13 protein-coding genes are annotated in these 19872 nt (G+C 73.6%); 9 read left to right on the forward strand and 4 right to left on the reverse strand.

Annotation, left to right across the window (positions count from 1 at the left end; genetic code table 11):
• The first annotated feature begins 68 nt into the window (after positions 1-68).
• Positions 69-2366, forward strand: coding sequence for a HelD family protein (locus tag ACZ4YL_RS22785; RefSeq protein ID WP_468118840.1), 2298 nt, complete (start codon positions 69-71; stop codon positions 2364-2366).
• Here ACZ4YL_RS22785 and ACZ4YL_RS22790 read toward each other — a convergent pair.
• Positions 2356-3849, reverse strand: a complete 1494-nt coding sequence (locus ACZ4YL_RS22790; RefSeq protein WP_468118965.1) for an FUSC family protein — start codon at positions 3847-3849, stop codon at positions 2356-2358. The two genes, ACZ4YL_RS22785 and ACZ4YL_RS22790, sit on opposite strands and share 11 nt — an antisense overlap.
• 415 nt (positions 3850-4264) lie before the next feature.
• Between ACZ4YL_RS22790 and ACZ4YL_RS22795 the strand changes: the two genes are divergently transcribed.
• On the forward strand, positions 4265-4735 hold the full coding sequence (locus ACZ4YL_RS22795; RefSeq protein WP_468118842.1) for a MarR family winged helix-turn-helix transcriptional regulator: 471 nt from the start codon (positions 4265-4267) through the stop codon (positions 4733-4735).
• A gap of 160 nt (positions 4736-4895) precedes the next feature.
• A complete protein-coding gene (locus ACZ4YL_RS22800; RefSeq protein WP_468118844.1) occupies positions 4896-7928 on the forward strand; it encodes an AfsR/SARP family transcriptional regulator in 3033 nt (1010 codons plus the stop codon).
• 37 nt (positions 7929-7965) lie between these two features.
• Here the strand turns inward: ACZ4YL_RS22800 and ACZ4YL_RS22805 are convergent, their stop codons facing one another.
• Complete coding sequence (locus tag ACZ4YL_RS22805) at positions 7966-8187, reverse strand: hypothetical protein (protein WP_468118846.1); 222 nt, start codon at positions 8185-8187, stop codon at positions 7966-7968.
• A 200-nt stretch (positions 8188-8387) separates the two neighbouring features.
• Between ACZ4YL_RS22805 and ACZ4YL_RS22810 the strand changes: the two genes are divergently transcribed.
• The 6 genes from ACZ4YL_RS22810 to ACZ4YL_RS22835 all read left to right on the forward strand — a co-directional run bounded on the left by ACZ4YL_RS22810 (position 8388) and on the right by ACZ4YL_RS22835 (position 17454).
• The gene (locus tag ACZ4YL_RS22810; protein WP_468118848.1) at positions 8388-10268 is read left to right on the forward strand and encodes an AfsR/SARP family transcriptional regulator; all 1881 of its coding nucleotides are present in this window, start codon (positions 8388-8390) and stop codon (positions 10266-10268) included.
• Positions 10269-10359: 91 nt separating this feature from the next.
• Positions 10360-13638 (forward strand): non-ribosomal peptide synthetase, encoded by a 3279-nt coding sequence (locus ACZ4YL_RS22815; RefSeq protein WP_468118850.1) that lies wholly within the window; start codon positions 10360-10362, stop codon positions 13636-13638.
• 54 nt (positions 13639-13692) lie between these two features.
• Positions 13693-15093, forward strand: a complete 1401-nt coding sequence (locus ACZ4YL_RS22820; RefSeq protein WP_468118852.1) for a serine hydroxymethyltransferase — start codon at positions 13693-13695, stop codon at positions 15091-15093.
• Positions 15090-15779, forward strand: coding sequence for a DUF2461 domain-containing protein (locus ACZ4YL_RS22825; RefSeq protein WP_468118854.1), 690 nt, complete (start codon positions 15090-15092; stop codon positions 15777-15779). Before ACZ4YL_RS22820 ends, ACZ4YL_RS22825 begins: the two co-directional genes overlap by 4 nt.
• A complete protein-coding gene (locus ACZ4YL_RS22830; RefSeq protein ID WP_468118856.1) occupies positions 15776-16846 on the forward strand; it encodes a threonine aldolase family protein in 1071 nt (356 codons plus the stop codon). Before ACZ4YL_RS22825 ends, ACZ4YL_RS22830 begins: the two co-directional genes overlap by 4 nt.
• 26 nt (positions 16847-16872) lie before the next feature.
• Positions 16873-17454, forward strand: coding sequence for a GNAT family N-acetyltransferase (locus ACZ4YL_RS22835; RefSeq protein WP_468118858.1), 582 nt, complete (start codon positions 16873-16875; stop codon positions 17452-17454).
• 78 nt (positions 17455-17532) lie between these two features.
• Here ACZ4YL_RS22835 and ACZ4YL_RS22840 read toward each other — a convergent pair whose 3' ends face one another.
• Together ACZ4YL_RS22840 and ACZ4YL_RS22845 are read right to left on the reverse strand one after the other, a co-directional pair.
• Positions 17533-18651 (reverse strand): acyl-CoA dehydrogenase family protein, encoded by a 1119-nt coding sequence (locus ACZ4YL_RS22840; RefSeq protein WP_468118859.1) that lies wholly within the window; start codon positions 18649-18651, stop codon positions 17533-17535.
• A 26-nt stretch (positions 18652-18677) separates the two neighbouring features.
• The gene (locus ACZ4YL_RS22845; protein WP_266388124.1) at positions 18678-19868 is read right to left on the reverse strand and encodes an acyl-CoA dehydrogenase family protein; all 1191 of its coding nucleotides are present in this window, start codon (positions 19866-19868) and stop codon (positions 18678-18680) included.
• Between the last annotated feature and the right edge of the window lie 4 nt (positions 19869-19872).

Below are 19872 nucleotides of genomic sequence, written 5' to 3' on the forward strand. Positions count from 1 at the left end.
TCACGACTTCACCTGAAACGAAGCCATGAAGAAGCTTACGAGGACACCGTATCGCGGCAGGAGTGCAATTGTCAACCGAGGAATTCCGGAAAGAGCAGCAATTCGTCACCGAGCTCTATGAGCGCCTCGATGGTCTGCGTGACCAGGCCGAACGGGCGGTCGAAGGGGCGCTGCGCGATGTCGGTACCGGGTTTCAGGCGCGGCTGGAGCGAGACGTCCTGGTCGCGGAGCAGTCCGGTCTGCTTTCCGCCCTGAATGCGGGCGAGAACAGCCTCTGTTTCGGCCGTCTGGAGTTCTCCGACGGCCGGGACCACCACATCGGCCGCCTCGGAATCCGGGCCGACGACGCGGAACGCACTCCGCTCGTCCTGGACTGGCGCGCGGACGTGGCCCGCCCCTTCTACCTCGCCACCGGTCACACCCCCATGGGGCTGCGCCGCCGCCGGCACATCAGCAGCCGGGGGCGCGTGGTCACCGCCCTGCACGACGAGATCCTCGACCTGACCGACGCGGAGCGCACCGGCCACGAGGGCGCGGACGCGGACGCCGTGCTGCTCGCCGCGCTCGACGCGGCCCGGACCGGCCGGATGCACGACATCGTGCGCACCATCCAGGCCGAGCAGGACCGGATCATCCGCTCCACGCACCGCGGGGTGCTGGTCGTCGAGGGCGGCCCCGGCACCGGCAAGACCGCGGTCGCGCTGCACCGCGCCGCATACCTGCTGTACGCCCACCGGGAGCTGCTCGCCAAGCGCGGTGTGCTGATCGTCGGACCCGGCCCGGCCTTCCTCGGCTACATCGGCGGGGTGCTCCCGGCCCTCGGCGAGACGGGCGTGCTGCTGGCCACCCCGGGTGAGCTCTTCCCCGGCGTGCACGCCACCGGCACCGACCGCCCCGGGGCCGCCGCGGTGAAGGGGCGGGCCGCGATGGCGGAGGTCCTCGCCCGGGTGGTGGCCGACCGGCAGTGCCTGCCGGAGCACGTCCCCGCGGAGACCGGCGAGGAGTACGACACCGTCCCCGAGCCGGCCCTGGAGATCGACCACGAGGAGTACGGGACCCTGCTGCTGGACCGCACCATGGCCTACGAGGCGCGGGACCGGGCCCGGGCCACCGGGCTGCCGCACAACCAGGCGCGGCCCTCCTTCGCCTTCCCGGTCATCGACGCGCTCACCGCGCAGCTCGCCGACCGGCTGGGCGCCGATCCGTACGGCGGTCCGAACCTGCTGGGCTCGGACGACATCGCCCAGCTCGGCAAGGAGATCGCGACGAGCGCCGCCGTACACGCGGCGATCGATTCGCTGTGGCCCTCCCTCACCCCCCAGCGGCTGATCGCCGACTTCCTGGCGGAGCCCAGCCACCTGCCCGCGCACGAGGCCGACCTGATCCGGCGCGCGCCCTCGGCCCGGCCGGACTGGACCCCGGCCGACGTGCCGCTCCTGGACGAGGCGGCCGAGCTGCTCGGCGAGGACGACACGGCCCGGCGGGCCGCCGAGGAGCGGGACCGGCAGCGGCGCATCGCCTACGCGCAGGGCGTGCTGGACCTGTCCGAGGGCTCTCAGTCGTACGAGTTCGAGGACGAGGAGAACGAGTTCCTCGCGGCCCACGACATCATCGACGCGGAGCGGATGGCCGAGCGCCACGAGGAGTCCGACCACCGCAGTACCGCCGAGCGGGCCGCGGCCGACCGCACCTGGGCCTTCGGGCACGTGATCGTGGACGAGGCACAGGAGCTGTCGGCGATGGCGTGGCGGCTGCTGATGCGGCGCTGCCCGACCCGGTCGATGACCCTGGTCGGCGATCCGGCGCAGACGGCCGACGAGGCGGGTTGCGGCTCGTGGGAGCGGATCCTGTCGCCGTACGCGGGCGAGCGCTGGGAGCTGGTCCGGCTGGGGGTCAACTACCGCACTCCGGCCGAGATCATGGAGGTGGCGGCGGCCGTGCTGCGGACGCGCGATCCCGGCTTCGAACCGCCGCGTTCGGTACGGGCCACCGGGGTGCGGCCGTGGGCGCACGCGACCGGCGACCTGGCGGCGGCGACCCGGGAGGCCGTGGCTCGGGAGCTGCCGGCCGAGGGGCGGCTCGCTGTGATCGCGCCGCGGGCGCGGCACGCGGCGCTGGCCGCCGTACTGCCGGGGGTACGCGCGGGGGCGGAGCCGGACCTGACCGGGGAGGTGGTCCTGCTGGACCCGCGCCAGGCCAAGGGGCTGGAGTTCGACACGGTGATCGTGGTGGAACCGGACGAGTTCCGGCCGAGCGACCTGTACGTGGCGCTGACCCGGGCCACCCAGACCCTCGGGGTGGTGCACACCGCCGGCCGGCTGCCGGCGGGGCTGGCGGACACCCCGGAGGGGCTGCTCAGGCGCTGATGACCAGCGGCGCCCGGGGGTCGGTGCGCAGCGGGGTCGCCAGTGCCACGAGGGTGTGCTCCAGGCCGTGGAGGTGGGCGAGGGCCGGTTCCGCGGCGGCGGGCCGGGGGTGCGGCACGGTGGCGATCCCGGGGGTGCCGTGCGGGGCGGTCAGGGCCTCCACCGCGGCCTCCACGCGCCAGCAGGCGGCGGCCAGCCGGGCGTCGTGCGAGGCCTGCGGGTCGGCGGCGACGGCGACCAGCCCGCGCACGTCGCGGGCGCAGTCGTCGAGCAGCGCGAGCACCTGCCGGGCCCGGGCCTTGCGGGCACGCAGCGGGCTCAGCGGGTGGACGAGCGGCGCGAGCGCCATCCGGACCCGGCCCAGCAGCAGCTCCAGCTCGGCGGCGTGCGGGGCGGGGTCGGCGTCCGGGTCGCCGGCGAGGCGGTCCAGGGCGGCCGCGGTGGAGGCGCGTACGCAGTGCAGGGCGCGCTGGATCCACGCGTCGTTGGCGGCGTGGGTGGTGACCGGAAGGATGAGCACGACGGCGAGGGCGGCGCCGAGCGCGCCGATGGCGGTCTCCTGGAAGCGCAGGAGCAGCAGTCCGGGGTGCAGGACGCCGAGCAGGCCGTAGAGCAGGCCTGCCATGACGGTGACGAAGAACATCATCCAGGAGTACGAGGGCGCGGCCGTGTAGAAGATCCCGAAGACGCATACGGCGACCAGTACGGCGGTGGGTGCGGGCGCGCCGTGCAGGGGTACGGCGATCAGCAGACCCGCAGCGATGCCGACGACGGTTCCGAGGACGCGGCGGAAGCCCCGTACGAGGGTCTCGCCCCGGGAGGCGGTGTTCACGAAGATCCACCAGGAGGTGCCGACGGCCCAGTACCAGCGGTCGTCGGAGAGCGCCTGGCCGATGCCGAGCGCGAACGCGCAGGCGGCGGTGGCCTGGAAGGCCTGCCGGGTGGTCGGCCGCGCGAGCCCGGTTCCGGGCAGGCCGGGCGGGGCCGCGGGGGGCGGGGTGCGCCGCTCGATGGGCCACAGCAGGAAGCGCACGGACCCGGCGGCGAGGAGCGCCAGGCCGACGGCGGCGTACAGCTCGGGCAGCTGCCCGGGCCGGGCGTGCAGGAACTGGGTGACGAAGAACATCATGAAGCCGAAGATCCCGAGGGCGTGTCCGCGGGGGCCGAAGCGGCGGGCGTACACCCCGGCGAACACGACGGCGAGGAAGGCGGCGTCCCGGGCGAGCGGCACCCCGTGCAGGGCGGTGGCGAGGGCCAGGACGGGGAACCCGGCGACGGGCAGCAGGGCGGTGGTGAGGCGCTGGGCCCGGACGTCCGCGTCGAGCACGGTGAAGAGGGCGAGCAGGGCCGCCAGTCCCCCGGCGATGGAGGCGGTCAGGGAGAGACCGCACACCTCGGCGAGGGCGACGGCGGCGGCGACGCCGATCACCGCGCGGGCCGAGTTCCGCAGTCTCATACGCCCCGGATCCGGAGCCACGAACATCCTCTTCACGGCGGTGTGCCGCCCCCCTTGCAGTGCTGCGCGCCGGCCCGGCGCCGCCCGGGGGTGGTGGGCGGCGGACGGGCACGGCGAAGGCGCCGCGCTCCGGAACCGGCTTCGTTGCCGTCCGGCGCTGCGCGGCGCCGTAAGTACATGGATACGACACAGATAAGCATCCGGAGGCCCACTGGCTCAACCGGACCAGCCGACACTGGGCCATTGGTACATCAACTGGGCGGGATTGTCGGCCGCAGGCCTACCAACGGACCAGCCCGGCGGGCGCCGTCCGCCGACCCGGTCACCGCCCCGACGGGCCCGGCACACCGGCCGGGTCGCGCCGCCGTGGCCGACTCTCGTCCACGTGACCACACGCTGTTATCGTGCAGCGACCCGCGGGGCGTACGGAAGGGGACCGACGTTGACGCGTACGGCGGAGTCCGGGGAGGCCGAGGCGTTCAGCCGGGCCGCTGTGGCGGTCTTCCGGCTGAACGGACGGTTCACGGCGGCCCTCGACCGGCTCGCGCTCGCCTCGGGGCTCAGCGCCGCGCGCTGGCAGATACTCAGCACGGTGACGGATGAATCACTGTCCGTGTCCGCCGTGGCCCGGCGGTTGGGGACCACCCGGCAGAGCGTGCAGCGCATAGCGGACCTGCTGGTGCGGCAGGGGCTCGCGGCCTACCTGGACAATCCGGCGCACCGGCGGGCCAAGCTGCTCACCGCCACCGAGCAGGGCGTGGCCGCGAAACGGGAGATCGACTCCTGTCTCGCCGGGCTGGCGCGTCAGCTGTGCGAGGGCCTCGGCGGCGAGGACGAGGTGCAGCGCACGGCCGAGGTGCTGCGAGGCCTGTCCGGCGCGTTGTCGTCGATCGGATCCGACGACTCTCGGTGAGGTCCGCGCCCGTGTCCACCGCTATACGGACAAGCTGGCCTGAAACTGCCCATGTTTTTCCCAAGAGTTGACTGCACCGAGGAACGCTCTTTGCGGTACCGTTCGCGCCTGACGTGGGGTTTCAAGGCCGGGGGACCTTTTGAATCGGTTTGTCTTCAGAGTGCTGGGGCCGCTGCTCGTCCAGACCGATAACGGTCCACTGCGCATCAACGGCCGGCGCCAGGCCACGGTCCTGTCGATGCTGCTGCTCTACGCCGACCGGATCGTGTCGGTGGACACCCTGGTGGACGCCGTCTGGCCGGAATCTCCCCCGGCGACGGCCCGCAACCAGATCGCCATCTGCGTGGCCACCCTTCGAAAGACCTTCAAGCAGGCCGGGGTGACCGATCTGCTGATCACCTCCCCTCCGGGCTACCTGCTGGCCAAGGGAGAGCACCGGATCGACGTCCAGGAGTTCATGGAGCGGGCCGAGCAGGGGCGGGACGCCGCCCGGCACGGACGGACCGAAGAGGCGTGCGCGCAGTTCGAGGAGGCGCTCAGCATCTGGCGGGGCTCCGCGCTGGACGAGCCCTCCGGCTCCCGGCTGGAGGCGGAGACCACCAGGCTGGAGCAGATGCGGCTCGCGCTGATGGAGGAACGCGCCGGTCTGATGCTCCAGCTGGGCCGGCACCGCGCGCTCACCGGTGAGCTCACCGAGCTGGTGGCCCGGCACCCCCTGCGCGAGCAGTGCCGCGAACACCTCATGCTGGCCCTGTACCGGTCGGGGCAGCGGGCCGAGGCCCTCGAAGTGTTCCTGCACGGCCGCCGGTTACTCACCGAGCAGCTCGGGATCGAACCGGGCCCCGGACTGCGTCAGCTGCACGAACTGATCCTGCGCGACTCCCCCGAACTGACCCGGCCCCCCGCCACGGCGGCGCCCGCGCCGGCGGCCCTGAGCACCATCCCGGCACAACTGCCCGCGGACGTCATGGCGTTCACCGGCCGGCAGCGGGAGATGACCTCCCTGGACCGGCTCCTGAAGGAGCCCTACAACCCGCACACCCCGGCGCTGGCGACCATCGTCGGCGTGGGCGGGGTGGGCAAGACCGCACTCGCGGTGCACTGGGCGAGCCAGGTCGCCGACCAGTTCCCGGACGGCCAGCTCTTCGCCGATCTGCGCGGGTACGACGAGGAGCACGCGCCGGTGTCCCCCGCCGCCGTGCTCGACCGCTTCCTGCGCGCCCTCGGGATCGGCGCGCCCCAGATACCGGCGGATCCCGACGAGCGGGCCTCGCTGTTCCGGAGCCTGCTCAGCACCCGCAAGACACTGATCGTCCTGGACAACGTACGCTCCTTCGACCAGCTCAGACCCCTGCTCCCGGGTGGCGGACGCAGCGTGGTGCTGGCCACCAGCCGGGAGAGCCTGGGCGATCTGACCGGGGACTACACGGCACTGACCCTGCGGCTGCGGATGCTGGAGCCGACCGAGGCGACGGCGCTGCTGATCAAACTGGCCGGGGCCGACCGGTTCGGCAGCGACCCGGTGGCGGTGGAACAGCTCGGCGCCCTGTGCGACTGCCTTCCGCTCGCGCTGCGGATCGCCGGTGCGCGCCTGGCGGCCAAACCGGGTCTGAGCGTACGGAGCCTGGTGGCGCGGCTGCGCGACCACCGGTCCCGGCTCGACGTGCTGAGCCCGGGCGAGGGCGGGGTGCGGGCCGGCTTCCGGCTCACCTACCGGGACCTGGCCCCCGAGGCGGCCCGGATGTACCGCAGGCTCGGGCTGCTGCGCACGGCGGACTTCGCCGCCTGGGCGGGGGCGGCCGTACTGGACACCGATGTGTGGCACGCGGAGGAACTGATCGACCACCTGGTCGACGCGCAGCTGCTGGAGGTGGCCGACGCCGAGCCGGGGCGGGCCGCCCGCTACCGGTTCCAGGACCTGCTGCGGCTGTTCGCCCGTGAGCGGGCGGAGTCGGACGAGCCGGAGGGGGAGACCGACGCCGCGCTGGAGCGGGCCTTCGCGTCCTGGCTCTGGCTGGCCGAGGAGGCGCACCGGCGGATCGACGGGCGGGAGTTCCCGGTGGGCCGGACGCCGGCACCGGCCCCGCGCTTCCTGCCGGAGCTGGCCGACGAGCTGCTGGCGACGCCGATGGACTGGTTCGAGTCGGAGCGCACGGCCGTCACGGACCTGGTGGCACACGCGGCGGAGACGGGCCGGGCGCGGTACGCGTGGACGCTGACCGAGAGCGCGGTCCCGCACTTCGAGACGAAGAACTACCTGGAGGACTGGCAGCGCTGCGCCGAGCAGGCGCTGGCGTCGGCCCGGCGCACCGGCGACGGACCGGGGGAAGCCACGATGCTGCGGCTGCTGGGGTCGCTGGCGATCTACCAGCGGCGCTACGAGCAGGCCGAGGGCTGGAACATGGCCGCGCTGCGGCTGCTGCGCAACGCCGGTGACGTGGGCGGGGCGGCGCTCGCCCAGCGGAACCTGGCCATGTGCGCGCGGTTCCAGGGGGACTGGGAGCGGGCCCTGGAGTACTGCGAGGCGGCCCTCAGCGGTTTCCACGCGTCGGGTGACATCGGGAACGAGGCTCATCTGCTCGGCTTCCAGGCGCAGATCGAGCTGGACCGGGGCAACGTGGGCGGCGCGCTGCCGCTCGCGGAGCAGGCGGTGGCGCTGAGCCGGCGTACCGGATCGGTGCGGGCGGAGGCGCAGAGCGTGTACCGGCTGGCCGAGGTCCGGCTGCGCGCGGGAGATCTGGGCGAGGCCGCGGAGGCCTTCGGCGCGGTACTGCGGCTGACCCGGGGCGAGGGCGACCGGGTCGGGGAGGCGCACGCGCTGCGGGGACTGGGGCAGACACAGTGGAGCCAGGGCCTGCTGTCGGCGGCGGGAGGGACGCTGCAGCAGGCCCTGGAGATCACGGATGAGCTGGCGGACCGTTTCCTGTACGCCCGGGTGGAGACCGATCTGGGATGTGTGGAGGCGATCGGCGGCCGCTCGGCGGAGGCGGCGGAGAGGTTCCGGCGGGCGCGGGCGGCGTTCGGCGAGGTCGGCGCACAGCCCTGGCGGGCGCAGGCGGACCGGCTGCTGGCGGCGGTCCAGGGCGCGGCGGCCGAGCCGGGCGGTGGGGGCGCCGGTGGGCTGCCGCATCGTTCCTTCACGTCGGCGGAATTGACCTTGCTGCTGACGCAACCGGAGGACGGCAAGGCCTAAGGGGCGGGAGCGGGGGGCGGGGCCGGAGCGGGGCGGGTCAGCCCCAGGGCATGTCGCCGTGCTTGCCGGCGGAGCCGGGGTGCGGGGGGACCAGCGGCTTGACGACGCCCCAGGGCATGTCGTCGTCCGCCTGCGTGGTGGTGTGCGTGTCCGCCAGGACGGCCGACGCTCCCCCTGCGCCGACGAACACTCCCGCAAGAACGACCAGGCAGGCCGCCGCCGTCGCGTTCGCCGTCTTCACCGTCCGCGTGCTGCGCATCTGGGAATCCCCTCTCGGTGGAGCATCACTGCCGCTCGCTGCGGCACGAATGGAACAGTAGGGACGTCTCCTTTCCCTTCCGTGTTCCATCGATTTCGTGACCCGGGCCGCCCTCGAAATCGCCACGATATCGAGGAGACAACGCACTCCACTAGCTTCGTCCAGAGATTCTTCTCCATGAATCACGGATGGGGCGGTACATGGAATTCCGAGTGCTCGGGCCAGTCGAGGTACGGCGGGACGGCCGCCGGGTCGCGTTCTCCGGGGCGAAGCTGCACACCGTGCTCGCGGCGCTCCTCGTGGCCCGTGAAGAGGTGATCTCCGACGAACGGCTGTGCCGGCTGCTGTGGGGCTGGGCGCCGCCGGCCACCGTCAGCGCCCAGCTGTACACCTATGTTTCCCGCTTGCGCAAGATTCTCGGCGACGATGTTCTGATCGATCGTCGGCCACCCGGATATGCCATGAGCATCGGTAATGCGACCCTTGACCTGAGCGAATTCGAGAAGCTGGCGCTCGGCGGCCGCGAGGCACTGATCGCCGAGGACTTCGAAAAGGCCGGTGAGCTGCTGCGCGGCGCCCTGGCCCGGTGGAACGGCCTGCCCTTCGCGAACGCCACGGAATACCTCGCCGACGCCGAGGCGCCGCGGCTCACCGAGGCCCGGGCGGTCACTCTGGAGCACCGCATCGCGGCCGATCTCGCCCTGGGCCGGCACGAGCAGATCACCGGCGAGCTCACCGGTCTGGTCGCCGAGTTCCCGCTGCGCGAGCGCATCCGGTGCCAGCTGATGACCGCACTGTGCCGGTCGGGGCGGCAGGCGGACGCCATCCACCTCTACCACCACGGCCGCGCGGTGCTCGCCGACGAGCTGGGCGTGAACCCCGGCGAGGAGCTCCAGGCCACCTACCGCGCGCTGCTGGAGGGCACGCTGGACCGGCAGCCGCGCTCGGCCCCCGCCGTCCTGGCCGGCCCCCGGCGGGACGCGTCCGGCCGCCCGGACGGCGCCCCGGCCATGCTGCCCCCCGACACCGTCGACTTCACCGGCCGGGAGCCCGAACTGGAGCTGCTGTGCCGTGCGCTGGCGCCCGATGCGCAGGGCTCCGGGCGGCCCCGCCGGGTCCTGGTCACCGGTATGGCCGGGCTCGGCAAGACCGCCCTGGCCGTGCACGCGGCCCACCGCTGCCAGCGGCACTTCCCCGACGGGCAGTTGTACGCCGACCTGCGCGCGCCCGACGGCACCCCCCGGCACCCCACCCGGGTGCTGCGCGGGCTGCTGCGCGCGCTGGGGACGACGGACGACGTACCGGACACCGAGGACCAGGAGCAGCTGGTCCGGCTCTACCGGGAGCGGACCCGGGGCCGGCAGCTGCTGATCGTGCTGGACAATGCCTCCGGAGCGGCCCAGTTGGGGCCGCTGCTGCCCAACACCCCGGAGCCGGCGGTCCTGGTCACCGGGCGGACCGCCCTGCCCACCGTGGCCGGGGCGCACACCGTGGCCCTCGCTCCCCTGGCGCCCCGGGACTCGCTGGAGCTGCTCTCGGCCGCGGCCGGTCCCGCCCGGGTGGCCTCGGCACCCGGTGCGGCGTCCGCGATCGTCGAGCACTGCGCCGGTCTGCCGCTGGCCCTGCGGATCGTCGGGACCCGGATCGCCGCCCGGCCGCACTCCACCCCGGACCGGCTGGCCCGCCGGCTGGCGGATCCCGTCACCCGGCTGCGGGAGCTGCACTCGGGCGATCTGGACGTGCACAGCTCGCTGCTGCCGTCCTGGCGGGCGCTGGACCCCGAGGTGCGGGCGGTGTTCCCGGCGCTGGCCGCGCTGGGACCGCAGCCGTTCCCGGCCGCGGCCGCGGCGATGTCGCTGAGCCTGCCGGAGGCCGAGGCCGAGCGGCTGCTGGAGGCGCTCGCCGACGCGGCCCTGCTGGAGGTCAGCGGCGCGGACGAGTGGGGCCAGCCCTGTTACCTGTTCCATCCGCTCGTACGGCTCTTCGCGCTGTCCCTGGGCGAGGGGGCCGCGCCCGGCCACGGGACCGCCGCCATCGCCGCACGGACGGAACATAACCGGCGGCTAACTCACCGCCCCTAGCCTCGCCCTGCCCCGCAGCAGGGCGCTCCGGCCCGTCACCACCCCAGGCAAGCACCAGCCAACGGCCCGTAACACCGAATGGAGTTGGACCATGACCGAGCTCCTGCCCGCTCGCGCGGACAGTGCCGCGTCCTTCCCGATGACCGAGACGCAGCAGGCGCTGATGATCGGGCGAGGTGAAGCAGTCGAGCTGGGCGGTATCGGCTGCTACGGATACTTCGAATGGGAGCGTGCGGACCTCGACCCCGAGCGCTTCGCCGCCGCCTGGCGCAAGGTGGTCGCCCGTCACGACATGCTCCGCGCGATCGGCCGCACGGACGGCACCCAGTGGGTGCCGGCCGACCCGCTGCCCTTCGGGATACCGGTCGTGGACCTGAGCGGGCTGTCCGCCGACGCCTCGCGGGAGCGGCTCGCCGCGCTGCGGGACGAGATGAGCCACGTGGTCTTCCCTGTGGGCAGCTGGCCGTTGTTCGACCTGCGGATCATCCGGCTGGGCGGTCCGGGGAACCTGAGCCGGGTCCACCTCGGGATCGACCTGCAGGTGCTGGACGCCTCCAGTGCCTTCCAGGTGCTCTTCCCCGAGCTGGTCGACCTGTACGAGCACCCGGACGCCGAGCTCCCGGAGCCCGGCATCAGCTTCGCGGAGTACGCCCGCTGGCGCGCGGACGCCCTGCCGCACACCGAGGCCTTCCGCGCCGCCCGCGACTACTGGGTGGAGCGGGTCCCCACCCTGCCGCCGGCCCCCTCGCTGCCCACGGGCGGCTCCGCCGGCGGCGGGCGCGAGGTGCGCTTCGACCGGCGCGAGCACCGCCTCTCCCCCGCGGACTGGCAGCGCTTCTCGGCACGGGCGCGCGAGGCGGGGCTGACGCCGTCGGTCCTGCTCACCGCCGCCTTCGCCGAGGTGGTCCGGTGCTGGGCGGAGGAGTCCGACTTCACCATCAACTACCCGATCTTCCAGCGCCCGGCGGTGCACCCGGACATCACCGGCGTCCTCGGTGACTTCACCAACGCCGTGATGCTCGCCGCCGACGGTTCGGGCGCGACCTTCCTGGACCGGGCGCACGCCCTGCGCGACCAGCTCGCCCGCGACGCGGAGCACGGCGCCTTCAACGGCGTCCGGGTGCTCCGCGAGCTGACCCGGCTGCACGGGGTGGGCGCGCAGGCCGGCATGCCGGTGGTCGTGACCAGCCTGCTCGACTACCCGGTGCGCAGGCCCGTCACGGACCTGGGCCGGGAGGTGTACTCGATCTCGCAGACCCCGCAGGTCTCGCTCGACGTGCAGCTGCGCGAACTGGCCGGTGAGCTGCGCGTCATCTGGGACTTCGTCGACGGGGCGTTCGCGCCCGGCTTCGTCGACGCCGCCTTCGGCGTGTACGTGGACCTCCTGGAACGGCTCACGCGGGACCCGGAGTCCCTGCACACCCGGCGCTTCGACCTGATCCCGGCGGCCGAGCGGACGCTGCGCCGCCAGGTCAACGACACCGCCGGGCAGATCCCGTACACCACCTTGCACGAGCTGTTCGCCCAGCAGGTGGAGCGCACCCCCGGCGCCGAGGCCGTGGTGGATGCCGGGCGGAGGCTGAGCTACGCCGAACTGGCCTCGTACGCCTGGCGGATCGGGCACACGCTGCGGGACCACGGGGCGGCCCCGGGCGAGCTGGTGGCCGTGGTGATGGAGAAGGGCTGGGAGCAGTACGCCGCGGTGTACGGGATCCTCGCCTCCGGCGCCGCCTACCTGCCGCTGGACCCGTCCGTGCCGCCGGAGCGGCTGCGCCGCCTGCTCACCGAGGCCAAGGTCGACCGGATCCTCACCCAGTCCTGGCTGGACTCCCGGATCAGCTGGCCCCGCACGGCCCGCCGCTACCGGGTGGACAAGGACTTCGAGTCCGGGACCGACACCCGGCCCGACACCGCGCAGACCCCGGCGGACCTCGCGTACACGATCTTCACTTCGGGCTCGACCGGTGAGCCGAAGGGCGTGATGGTCGACCACATCGGCGTGGTCAACCTGATCCGCGATGTCGCGACACGCTTCGAGGTCGGCGCGCGGGACCGGCTGCTGGCCATCTCCGGGCTGCACTTCGACGCCTCGATCTACGACGTGTTCGGGGTGCTGACGCAGGGCGGGACGGTGGTGCTGCCGCCGCCGTTCGAGCACGCCGAGCCCGACGTCTGGGCCGATCTGGTCCAGGCCGAGCAGGTCACCCTGTGGAACTCCGTGCCCGTGCTGATGGAACTGCTGGTCGGCGAGGCCGAGGTGCGTGAGCGGCGCGGCGGCGGCCGGCCGCTGGAGTCCCTGCGGCTGTCCGTGCTCTCCGGCGACTGGATCCCGCTGACGCTGCCGGACCGGCTGCGGGCGCAGAGCCCCCGGATCCAGGTGGTGGGTTCGGGCGGTCCGACCGAGACGATCTGCTGGTCGCTGTTCCAGCCGATCGGCGAGGTCGACCCCTCCTGGACGAGCATCCCGTACGGCAAGCCGATCACCAACCAGCGCTACTACATCGTCGACCGGGCCGCCTGCGAGCGCCCGCTCGGGGTGGTCGGCGAGATGGCCGTGGCCAGCGACGTCGGGCTCGCGCTCGGCTACTGGAACGACGCGGAGCGCACCGCGAACCGCTTCGTGCACCTTCCGGAGAGCGGCGAACGCGCCTACCTGACCGGTGACCTGGGCCGGTACCTGCCGGACGGCAGCATCGAGATCCTGGGCCGGGACGACTTCCAGGTGAAGATCCAGGGCCACCGGATCGAGCTCGGCGAGATCGAGGCCGTGCTGCGCCAGGACGCCGAGGTCGAGGCGGCCGTGGTGGTGGCCCCGGCCAGCGCGCACGGGGTGCGGCGGCTGCACGCCTTCGTCGTGGCCGGCGCCGATGCGGCCGGGCCGGTGCTGGAGCGGCTCGCCGAGCAGCTTCCCGCCTACATGGTGCCGGCCGCGCTGACCGTACTGGAGGAGCTGCCGCTGACCCGCAACGGCAAGGTCGACCGGCTGCTGCTGGCCTCCTCCGCCGGGCGGCAGCAGCAGTCCGCCGACGAGGCGGCCGTACGGGATGCCGGGGACGGGCCGGGCAGCGCGCTGGAGCTCGTGCTGTGCGCGGCGGTCGCCGACATCCTCGGCCTCGACGGGGTGGCGCCCGGTGACAACTTCTTCAGCCTGGGGGGCGATTCGCTCAGCGGTACCCGGCTGGCCGGTCTGCTCAAGGAGCTGCTGGGGGTGCCGGTGCCGGTGAAGACCGTGTTCCAGAACCCGCTGATCTCCGAGCTGGCCGGGAAGATCGCCGCGGACGAGCAGCACGGCGCGGAGGCGGTCGCGGCCGCCGAGGCCTTCGGCGAGCTGGAGGCCGACGAGGCGGACACCGCCGATGCGGACGGCTGAGGACACGAGCCGGTTCAGCACGGCCATCACGGACGATTCCGAGAGGGGACAGTCATGAGTCTCACCCTGCCCGCGCCCGTCACCGAGCCGGAGCTGCCCGCGGCATCCGGCCGCGGCCCCGAGCCCGAGCCCGATCCCGACCTGGTCGATTTCGCCGCCCACGCCAACACCCGGCTGAGAGAGCGCGATTCCGTCCTGTACGACCTGCTGGCCCGGGAGTCGGCGCGCCAGCGCGACACCCTGATGATGGTGGCCGCGTCCAGCGTCGCCGATCCCTCCGTCCTGGCCTGCGAGGGCAGCGCGCTCGGCAATCTGACCGCCGAGGGCTTCCCCGGGAACCGCTACCACGCCGGCTGCGGGGTCGCCGACGAGATCGAGCGCCTCGCGATCGACCGGGCGTGCGCGGCGTTCGGGGCGCAGGACGCGATCGTGCAACCGCACTCCGGTTCCTCCGCCAACCTCGCCGTGATCACGGCGCTGCTGAGCCCGGGCGACAGCCTGCTCGGACTGGACCTGGACTGCGGGGGCCACCTCACCCACGGCTCCCCCGCCTCGGTGACCGGCCGCTACTACCGCGCCCACGGCTACCGGGTGACACCGGAGGGGCTGCTCGACTACGACCAGATCCGCGAACTGGCCCTGGAGCATCGCCCGAAGCTGATCGTCTGCGGGGCGAGCGCGTACCCCCGCAGCATCGACTTCGCCCGTTTCCGGGAGATCGCGGACGAGGCCAACGCCTATCTGCTGGCCGACATCTCGCACATCGCGGGACTGGTCGCGGCCGGCCTCCACCAGAGCCCCGTCGACCACGCCCACGTGACCACCACCAGCACCTACAAGCAGCTGTACGGCCCGCGCGGCGGGCTGATCCTGCTCGGCCGGGAGGCCCGCAAGGCCGGACCGGAGCGCGGCACCCTGGCCGCGACCCTGCGCCGCGCCGTGTTCCCCTTCACCCAGGGCACCCCCGACCTGGCGTCGGTGGCGGCCAAGGCGCGCGCCCTGGACTTCGTGGCGAGCCCGGACTTCGCCGAGGTCGCCAAGCGGCTCGCCGACGGAGCGCAGGCGATCGCGGAGCGGCTCCTGGACCGGGGGTTCCGGCTGGTCACCGGTGGTACGGACACCCATATGGTGCTGCTCGACCTGCGGGACACCGGGGTCACCGGGGACATCGCCGAGCAGGCCCTGGAGTCCTGCGGGATCGTCGTCAACCGCAACCGGGTCCCCGGCGACACCACACCGGTCCGGGTGACCGGCGGACTGCGGCTCGGCACCAACACGCTGGCCGCGCGCGGGATGGACCACACGGTGGCCGCCGAGTGCGCCGACCTGGTCGCCGACGTCCTCACGGCGCTGCGCGCGCAGGGCGGCGTACTGCCGGACGCGCTGCGCGAGCGGGTGCGCACCCGGGTGTCCGAACTGTGCGCCGCCCACCCCCTGCCGGGGTATCTGCCGTGACCTTCAGCGGCTTCCCGCCCTCGGCACTGCGCCTGTACGAGGACCTCGCGGCCGACAACAGCAAGGAGGCGTGGCGGCTGCGCCACCGCGAGCGGTACGAGCGTGACGTACGTGCGCCGATGGACGAGCTGGCCGCTGAACTGGGCACGTATTTCAAGGAGTCGGCCGGATCGGGCGAGGTGCGGGTGCTCGGCCCGGTCCGGGACACCCGGATGTCCCGGGACAAGTCCCCGTACAAGACCTACCAGGGCGCCTATCTGGATCTGCTGCCCTGTCTCGGCCTCTGGGTGCACCTGGACCGGCACGGCCTCTACGCCTCCGGCCGCTGGTATCCCTACGCCGGAGCCGAGGTCGCCCGGTACCGCGCCGCCGTCGAGGAGGAGGACGGTGGCGCGGAGCTGGCCGCGATCGCGGGCCGGCTGGAGGACCAGGGGTTCACCCTGGGCGGCGACCGGCTCAAGTCCCGGCCGCGGGGGGTCCCGGCGGACCACCCGCGGCTGGGACTGCTGCGCCACCGCAAGATCGACGCGGGGCGCCGCCACGGTCCGGACGCCGGGCTCCACACGGCGCGCGCCGGGGAGCTGGTGCGGGAGACCTGGCAGCTGGTGCGCCCGCTGCTGGACTGGGTGGCGGCCCGCGAACTCACCCCACAGCCCCGCGAGCGAGGAGTTGACGTACCGTCATGACCATCGGGAGTTTCGACACGGTCGATCTGCGCAGCGACACGGTGACCCGGCCGGGTCCCGGGATGCGGGCCGCGATGGCCGCGGCCGAGGTCGGCGACGACCTGTTCGGGGAGGACCCGACCGTCCGCGCGCTGGAGGACCGGCTCGCCGGGCTCTTCGGCTTCTCCGGGGCCCTGTTCACCCCGTCCGGGGTGATGGCCAACCAGATCGCCCTCCAGCTCCTCGTCGGTCCCGGCGAGGAGCTGGTGTGCGACGCCGAGGCGCACGTCCTGGCGCACGAGGAGGCCTCCCCGGCCCGCTACGGCGGGATCCAGACGCGCACGGTGTCGGCGGAGCGGGGGGTGATCACCGCGGAGCTGCTGGCCGGGGTGGTCCGGCGGGGGAACCCGTACACGCTCGGCACCCGTGCGGTGGAGGTGGAGCAGACCCACACCCGGGCCGGCGGTACGGTCCATCCGCTGGAGACGCTGCGCGCCGTTCGGGAACTGACGTCCGGCGCGGGTCTGGCGGTCCACATGGACGGGGCCCGGATCTGGAACGCGATGGCCGCGACGGGCACTTCGGCGCGCGAGTACGGGCGGACGGCCGACTCGCTGTCCGTGTGCCTGTCGAAGGGCCTGGGCGCGCCGGTCGGGTCGGTGCTCCTGCTGTCGGCCGAAAGGCTGCCGCGGGCCCGGAAGTTGCGGCACGGTCTGGGCGGCGGCATGCGCCAGTCGGGCATCCTGGCGGCTGCGGGACTGTACGCCCTGGACCACCAGGTGGAGCGGATCGCCGAGGACCACGCCAACGCCGCGCTGCTGGCGGCGGGGGTGCGGGACGCGGGGTTCACCGTGCGCCCGCCGGAGACCAACATCGTCCTCATCGAGGTTCCCGGCGCCGACGAGGTCGTCGCACGGGCCGCGCAGGAAGGAGTACTGGTGACCGCGCCCGGCCCGGAGACGGTCCGGCTGGTCACTCATCTGGACGCAGGACACAAGGCGTGCCGGCGGGCCCTCGGGGTGCTGGTCGCCGTGATGACCGATGTCGTCGCCGGGGCGCGGGACACCGCGGCCGCGGGACGCTCGTAAGAAGCGGAAGAGAGCGAAGTAGCAGCATGAGTTTAGAAGTACGGCCCGCCACGGCGGATCTGTGGGACGACATCCGCCAGGTGCTCCAGCCGAAGAAGAGCGCGCACACGTGCTGGTGCATGGCGTGGCGGCTGTCCACCGGCGACTACGGGCGGCTCACGGCGGACGAGCGGGGCGAGCACCTGCGCGGCCTGATGGAGAAGGCCGATCCGCCGCCCGGGGTCCTCGGGTTCCTGGACGGCGAGGTGGCGGGCTGGTGCAACGTGGCCCCGCGCCGGCAGCTCGACCGGCTGACCTCCTCGAAGACGATCACACCGGTGGACGATCTGCCCGTGTGGTCGGTGACCTGCTTCGTCGTGCGCAAGGACTTCCGAGGCAAGGGGGTCGCCTCGGGCCTGCTGGAGGGGGCCGTCGAGCACGCGCGCGCGCACGGCGCGCCCGCCGTCGAGGGGTATCCGGTGGATCCGGAGGGCGGCCGGGTCAATCCGACCCTCGCCTATGTCGGGACGATGGACATGTTCGAGCGGGCGGGCTTCCGCCGGGTCCAGCGCACCGAGGCCAAGAGCGACAAGCGGCACCGCTGGGTCATGCGGCGCGACCTGGTCTGAGCGTCCTGGTCTGAGCGTCCTGGTCGAACGAGGAAGGGGCTCCCGCGGTGCGGGGGCCCCTTCCCTCGTGGGCGCCGGTCAGGGCGTGTGTGCCGCGATGTCCCAGAGGTGGGCGGGGCGCCCGCAGCGCATGGCCTCCCAGGCCGCGCGCCGGTAGCAGCCCGCCACCAGGCCGTCGCGGACCAGGCCCGAGGCGCCGTGCAGATGGACCGCGTCACGGGTCACGTCGAGGGTGGTCTCCGCCGTGAGGGCGATCAGTCCGGCGGCCTCCCCCGCGGTGAGCCGGTCCTCGTCGAGGTCCCGGGCCGCGTCCCCCACGGCCCAGCGGACGGCGTCGAGGCGGGCCAGCAGCCCTGCCACGCGCAGCCGGGGGCCCTGGTGTTTGACCAGGGCCTGGCCGAACTGCTGCCGGCCGCGGATCCGGGAGACGACCGCGGTCAGGGCGGCCGCCGTGATCCCGGCCAGCAGCGAGGCCTGGTGGACGGCGGCGCGCAGCCCCACGCGGGCGAGGGCCTGTTCGGCGGCGAGGCCGCTCAGCAGCACCGCCTCGGCAGGCAGCCGTACCTCGTCGAAGACGGCACTGGCGACGGCTCCCCCGCCGTGGTCGCGCAGCGGGCGGATCTGGACGCCCTCGGTGGGCAGGCGTACGAGTGCCACGCACGGGCCGTCGGGACCGCCGGCCAGGACCAGCAGGGCGCCCGGGCCGACTCCGGCGGCGAAGGGGCCACCGGTTCCGGTGAGGACGACGGCGCCGGTGTCCGGGTCCGGCTTCCAGGTGATGCCCGGCGGTACGGTGCCGCGCGGATCGGGCAGCCGGCCCGGCACGGCGAGTTCCAGTTCCCCGGTGCGTACCTGGTCCAGGAGGCTCTCGGCGGCTTCGGGGGCCAGCGGGCCGAGGCCGGAGATCAGGTCCAGGGCGAGGAGGGTGTCGGTCAGCGGGACGGGCTGCATCGCGTTGCCCGCCTCCTCGCACACCATGGCGATGACCGCCTGGCCGAGGTCGAGGCCGTCGTGGCCGATGGGCAGGGCGAACTCCCACGCGCCGACCTGGGTCAGCGCCTCCCAGGCGCCGGCCGGGGTGTCCCCGTCGACCTCCAGGGCCTGGCGCACGGTGAGCCGGAGCTGGCGGAAGAGCGAGTCCTCGTCCTCCCGCTCCCGCCAGCGCTCGGACGCCGCCACCGGGCCCTGACGGCCCATACCGTTCCCGCCTACCGCCTGTGATGTCACGGCCGTACCTCCGCCCCTGAGTCGAGACGCAGCCGGGCCAGCGTCTCCAGCATCATTTCGGCGGTGCCGCCCGATATCCGCATCCCCGGGGCTTCGCGCAACGCCGCATCGAGTGGGTGTGCCACCCCGTCGACCTCGGGGTCGTCGAGGGTCATGCTGCGGTCGCCGTCGAGTTCCGCGGCCCACCAGGCCACCTCGGCGGCGAGTTCGGTGGTGTACCACTTGGCGGCGGCGGCCTCGTCCTCGTTGAGTTCGCCCCGGTCGAGGCGGGTGAGGACGCGGCGGACCAGCGTGCCCGCCGCGAGCAGCCGGGCGTTGAGTTTGGCCAGGCCGATCTGGTCGTGCTGGCCGGCCTCCAGCCGGTCGGTGTGGACCTCCAGCCGTTCCACGGCGGCCCGGTACCAGCGCAGCGCCTTGACGTAGTAGTCGAGTCCGGTGCGCTCGAAGGCGAGCGTCTTGACGACGATCGCCCAGCCCTGGCCCGTCTCGCCGACCACGTCGTCGGCGGTCACGGCCACGCCGTCGAGGGTGACCTCGTGGAAGGCGTCGTCACCCATGCCGGGGATCTGCCGGATGGTGACCCCGGGCTGGGCCAGCGGGACGAGGAACAGGCTGAAGGCGTCGTCCTCGCCGCGGGCCAGGCACAGCCCGTAGTCGGCGAGCCGGGCGAAGAGCGAGTGGACCTTGGTGCCGTACAGCTTGTAGCCGCCCTTGCCGTCGGAAACGGCGCGGGTGGAGAGGATGTTGAGGTCGGAGCCGGCCTGGGGTTCGCTGAACAGCACGCAGCCGAAGGCGGTGCCGGCGGCGAAGCCGGGCAGGTGGCGGGCCTTCATCGCCGGGCTCGCGACATTGAGCAGGGTGGATCCGACGATCTGCACGGTGAGGGTGTGCAGCAGGTCGGGGACGTCGTGCATGGCCAGTTCCTCGACCAGCACGGCGGCCGCGACCTGGCTGATGCCGCGGCCGCCGTACTCCTCGGGCCACTGGGGGGCGAGGAGGCCCCGCTCGCCCAGGGCCCGGTGGATGGGCCGGGGGTCGCGGGTGCGCCGGGCCTCGGCCACGGGGGCCGAGACCAGGATGTCGTGGATGTCCTCGCGCAGGGCCCGCATGGGGGTGCGGGGCACGTCGGCTCCGCTCCGTACGAGCCCGCAGTCCGCGGGCGCGCGGTAGAACTCGGTGGTGAGCACGGGC

The sequence above is a fragment of the Streptomyces sp. NPDC030021 genome, assembly GCF_055574035.1.

What these genes read in the sequence shown, in the direction of transcription:
- ACZ4YL_RS22790 (WP_468118965.1), bottom strand. Translation starts at nt 3,849, where the DNA reads ATGTTCGTGGCTCCGGATCCGGGGCGTATGAGACTGCGGAACTCGGCC.
- ACZ4YL_RS22805 (WP_468118846.1), bottom strand. Translation starts at nt 8,187, where the DNA reads ATGCGCAGCACGCGGACGGTGAAGACGGCGAACGCGACGGCGGCGGCC.
- ACZ4YL_RS22810 (WP_468118848.1), top strand. Translation starts at nt 8,388, where the DNA reads ATGGAATTCCGAGTGCTCGGGCCAGTCGAGGTACGGCGGGACGGCCGC.
- ACZ4YL_RS22815 (WP_468118850.1), top strand. Translation starts at nt 10,360, where the DNA reads ATGACCGAGCTCCTGCCCGCTCGCGCGGACAGTGCCGCGTCCTTCCCG.
- ACZ4YL_RS22820 (WP_468118852.1), top strand. Translation starts at nt 13,693, where the DNA reads ATGAGTCTCACCCTGCCCGCGCCCGTCACCGAGCCGGAGCTGCCCGCG.
- ACZ4YL_RS22830 (WP_468118856.1), top strand. Translation starts at nt 15,776, where the DNA reads ATGACCATCGGGAGTTTCGACACGGTCGATCTGCGCAGCGACACGGTG.
- ACZ4YL_RS22835 (WP_468118858.1), top strand. Translation starts at nt 16,873, where the DNA reads ATGAGTTTAGAAGTACGGCCCGCCACGGCGGATCTGTGGGACGACATC.
- ACZ4YL_RS22840 (WP_468118859.1), bottom strand. Translation starts at nt 18,651, where the DNA reads ATGGGCCGTCAGGGCCCGGTGGCGGCGTCCGAGCGCTGGCGGGAGCGG.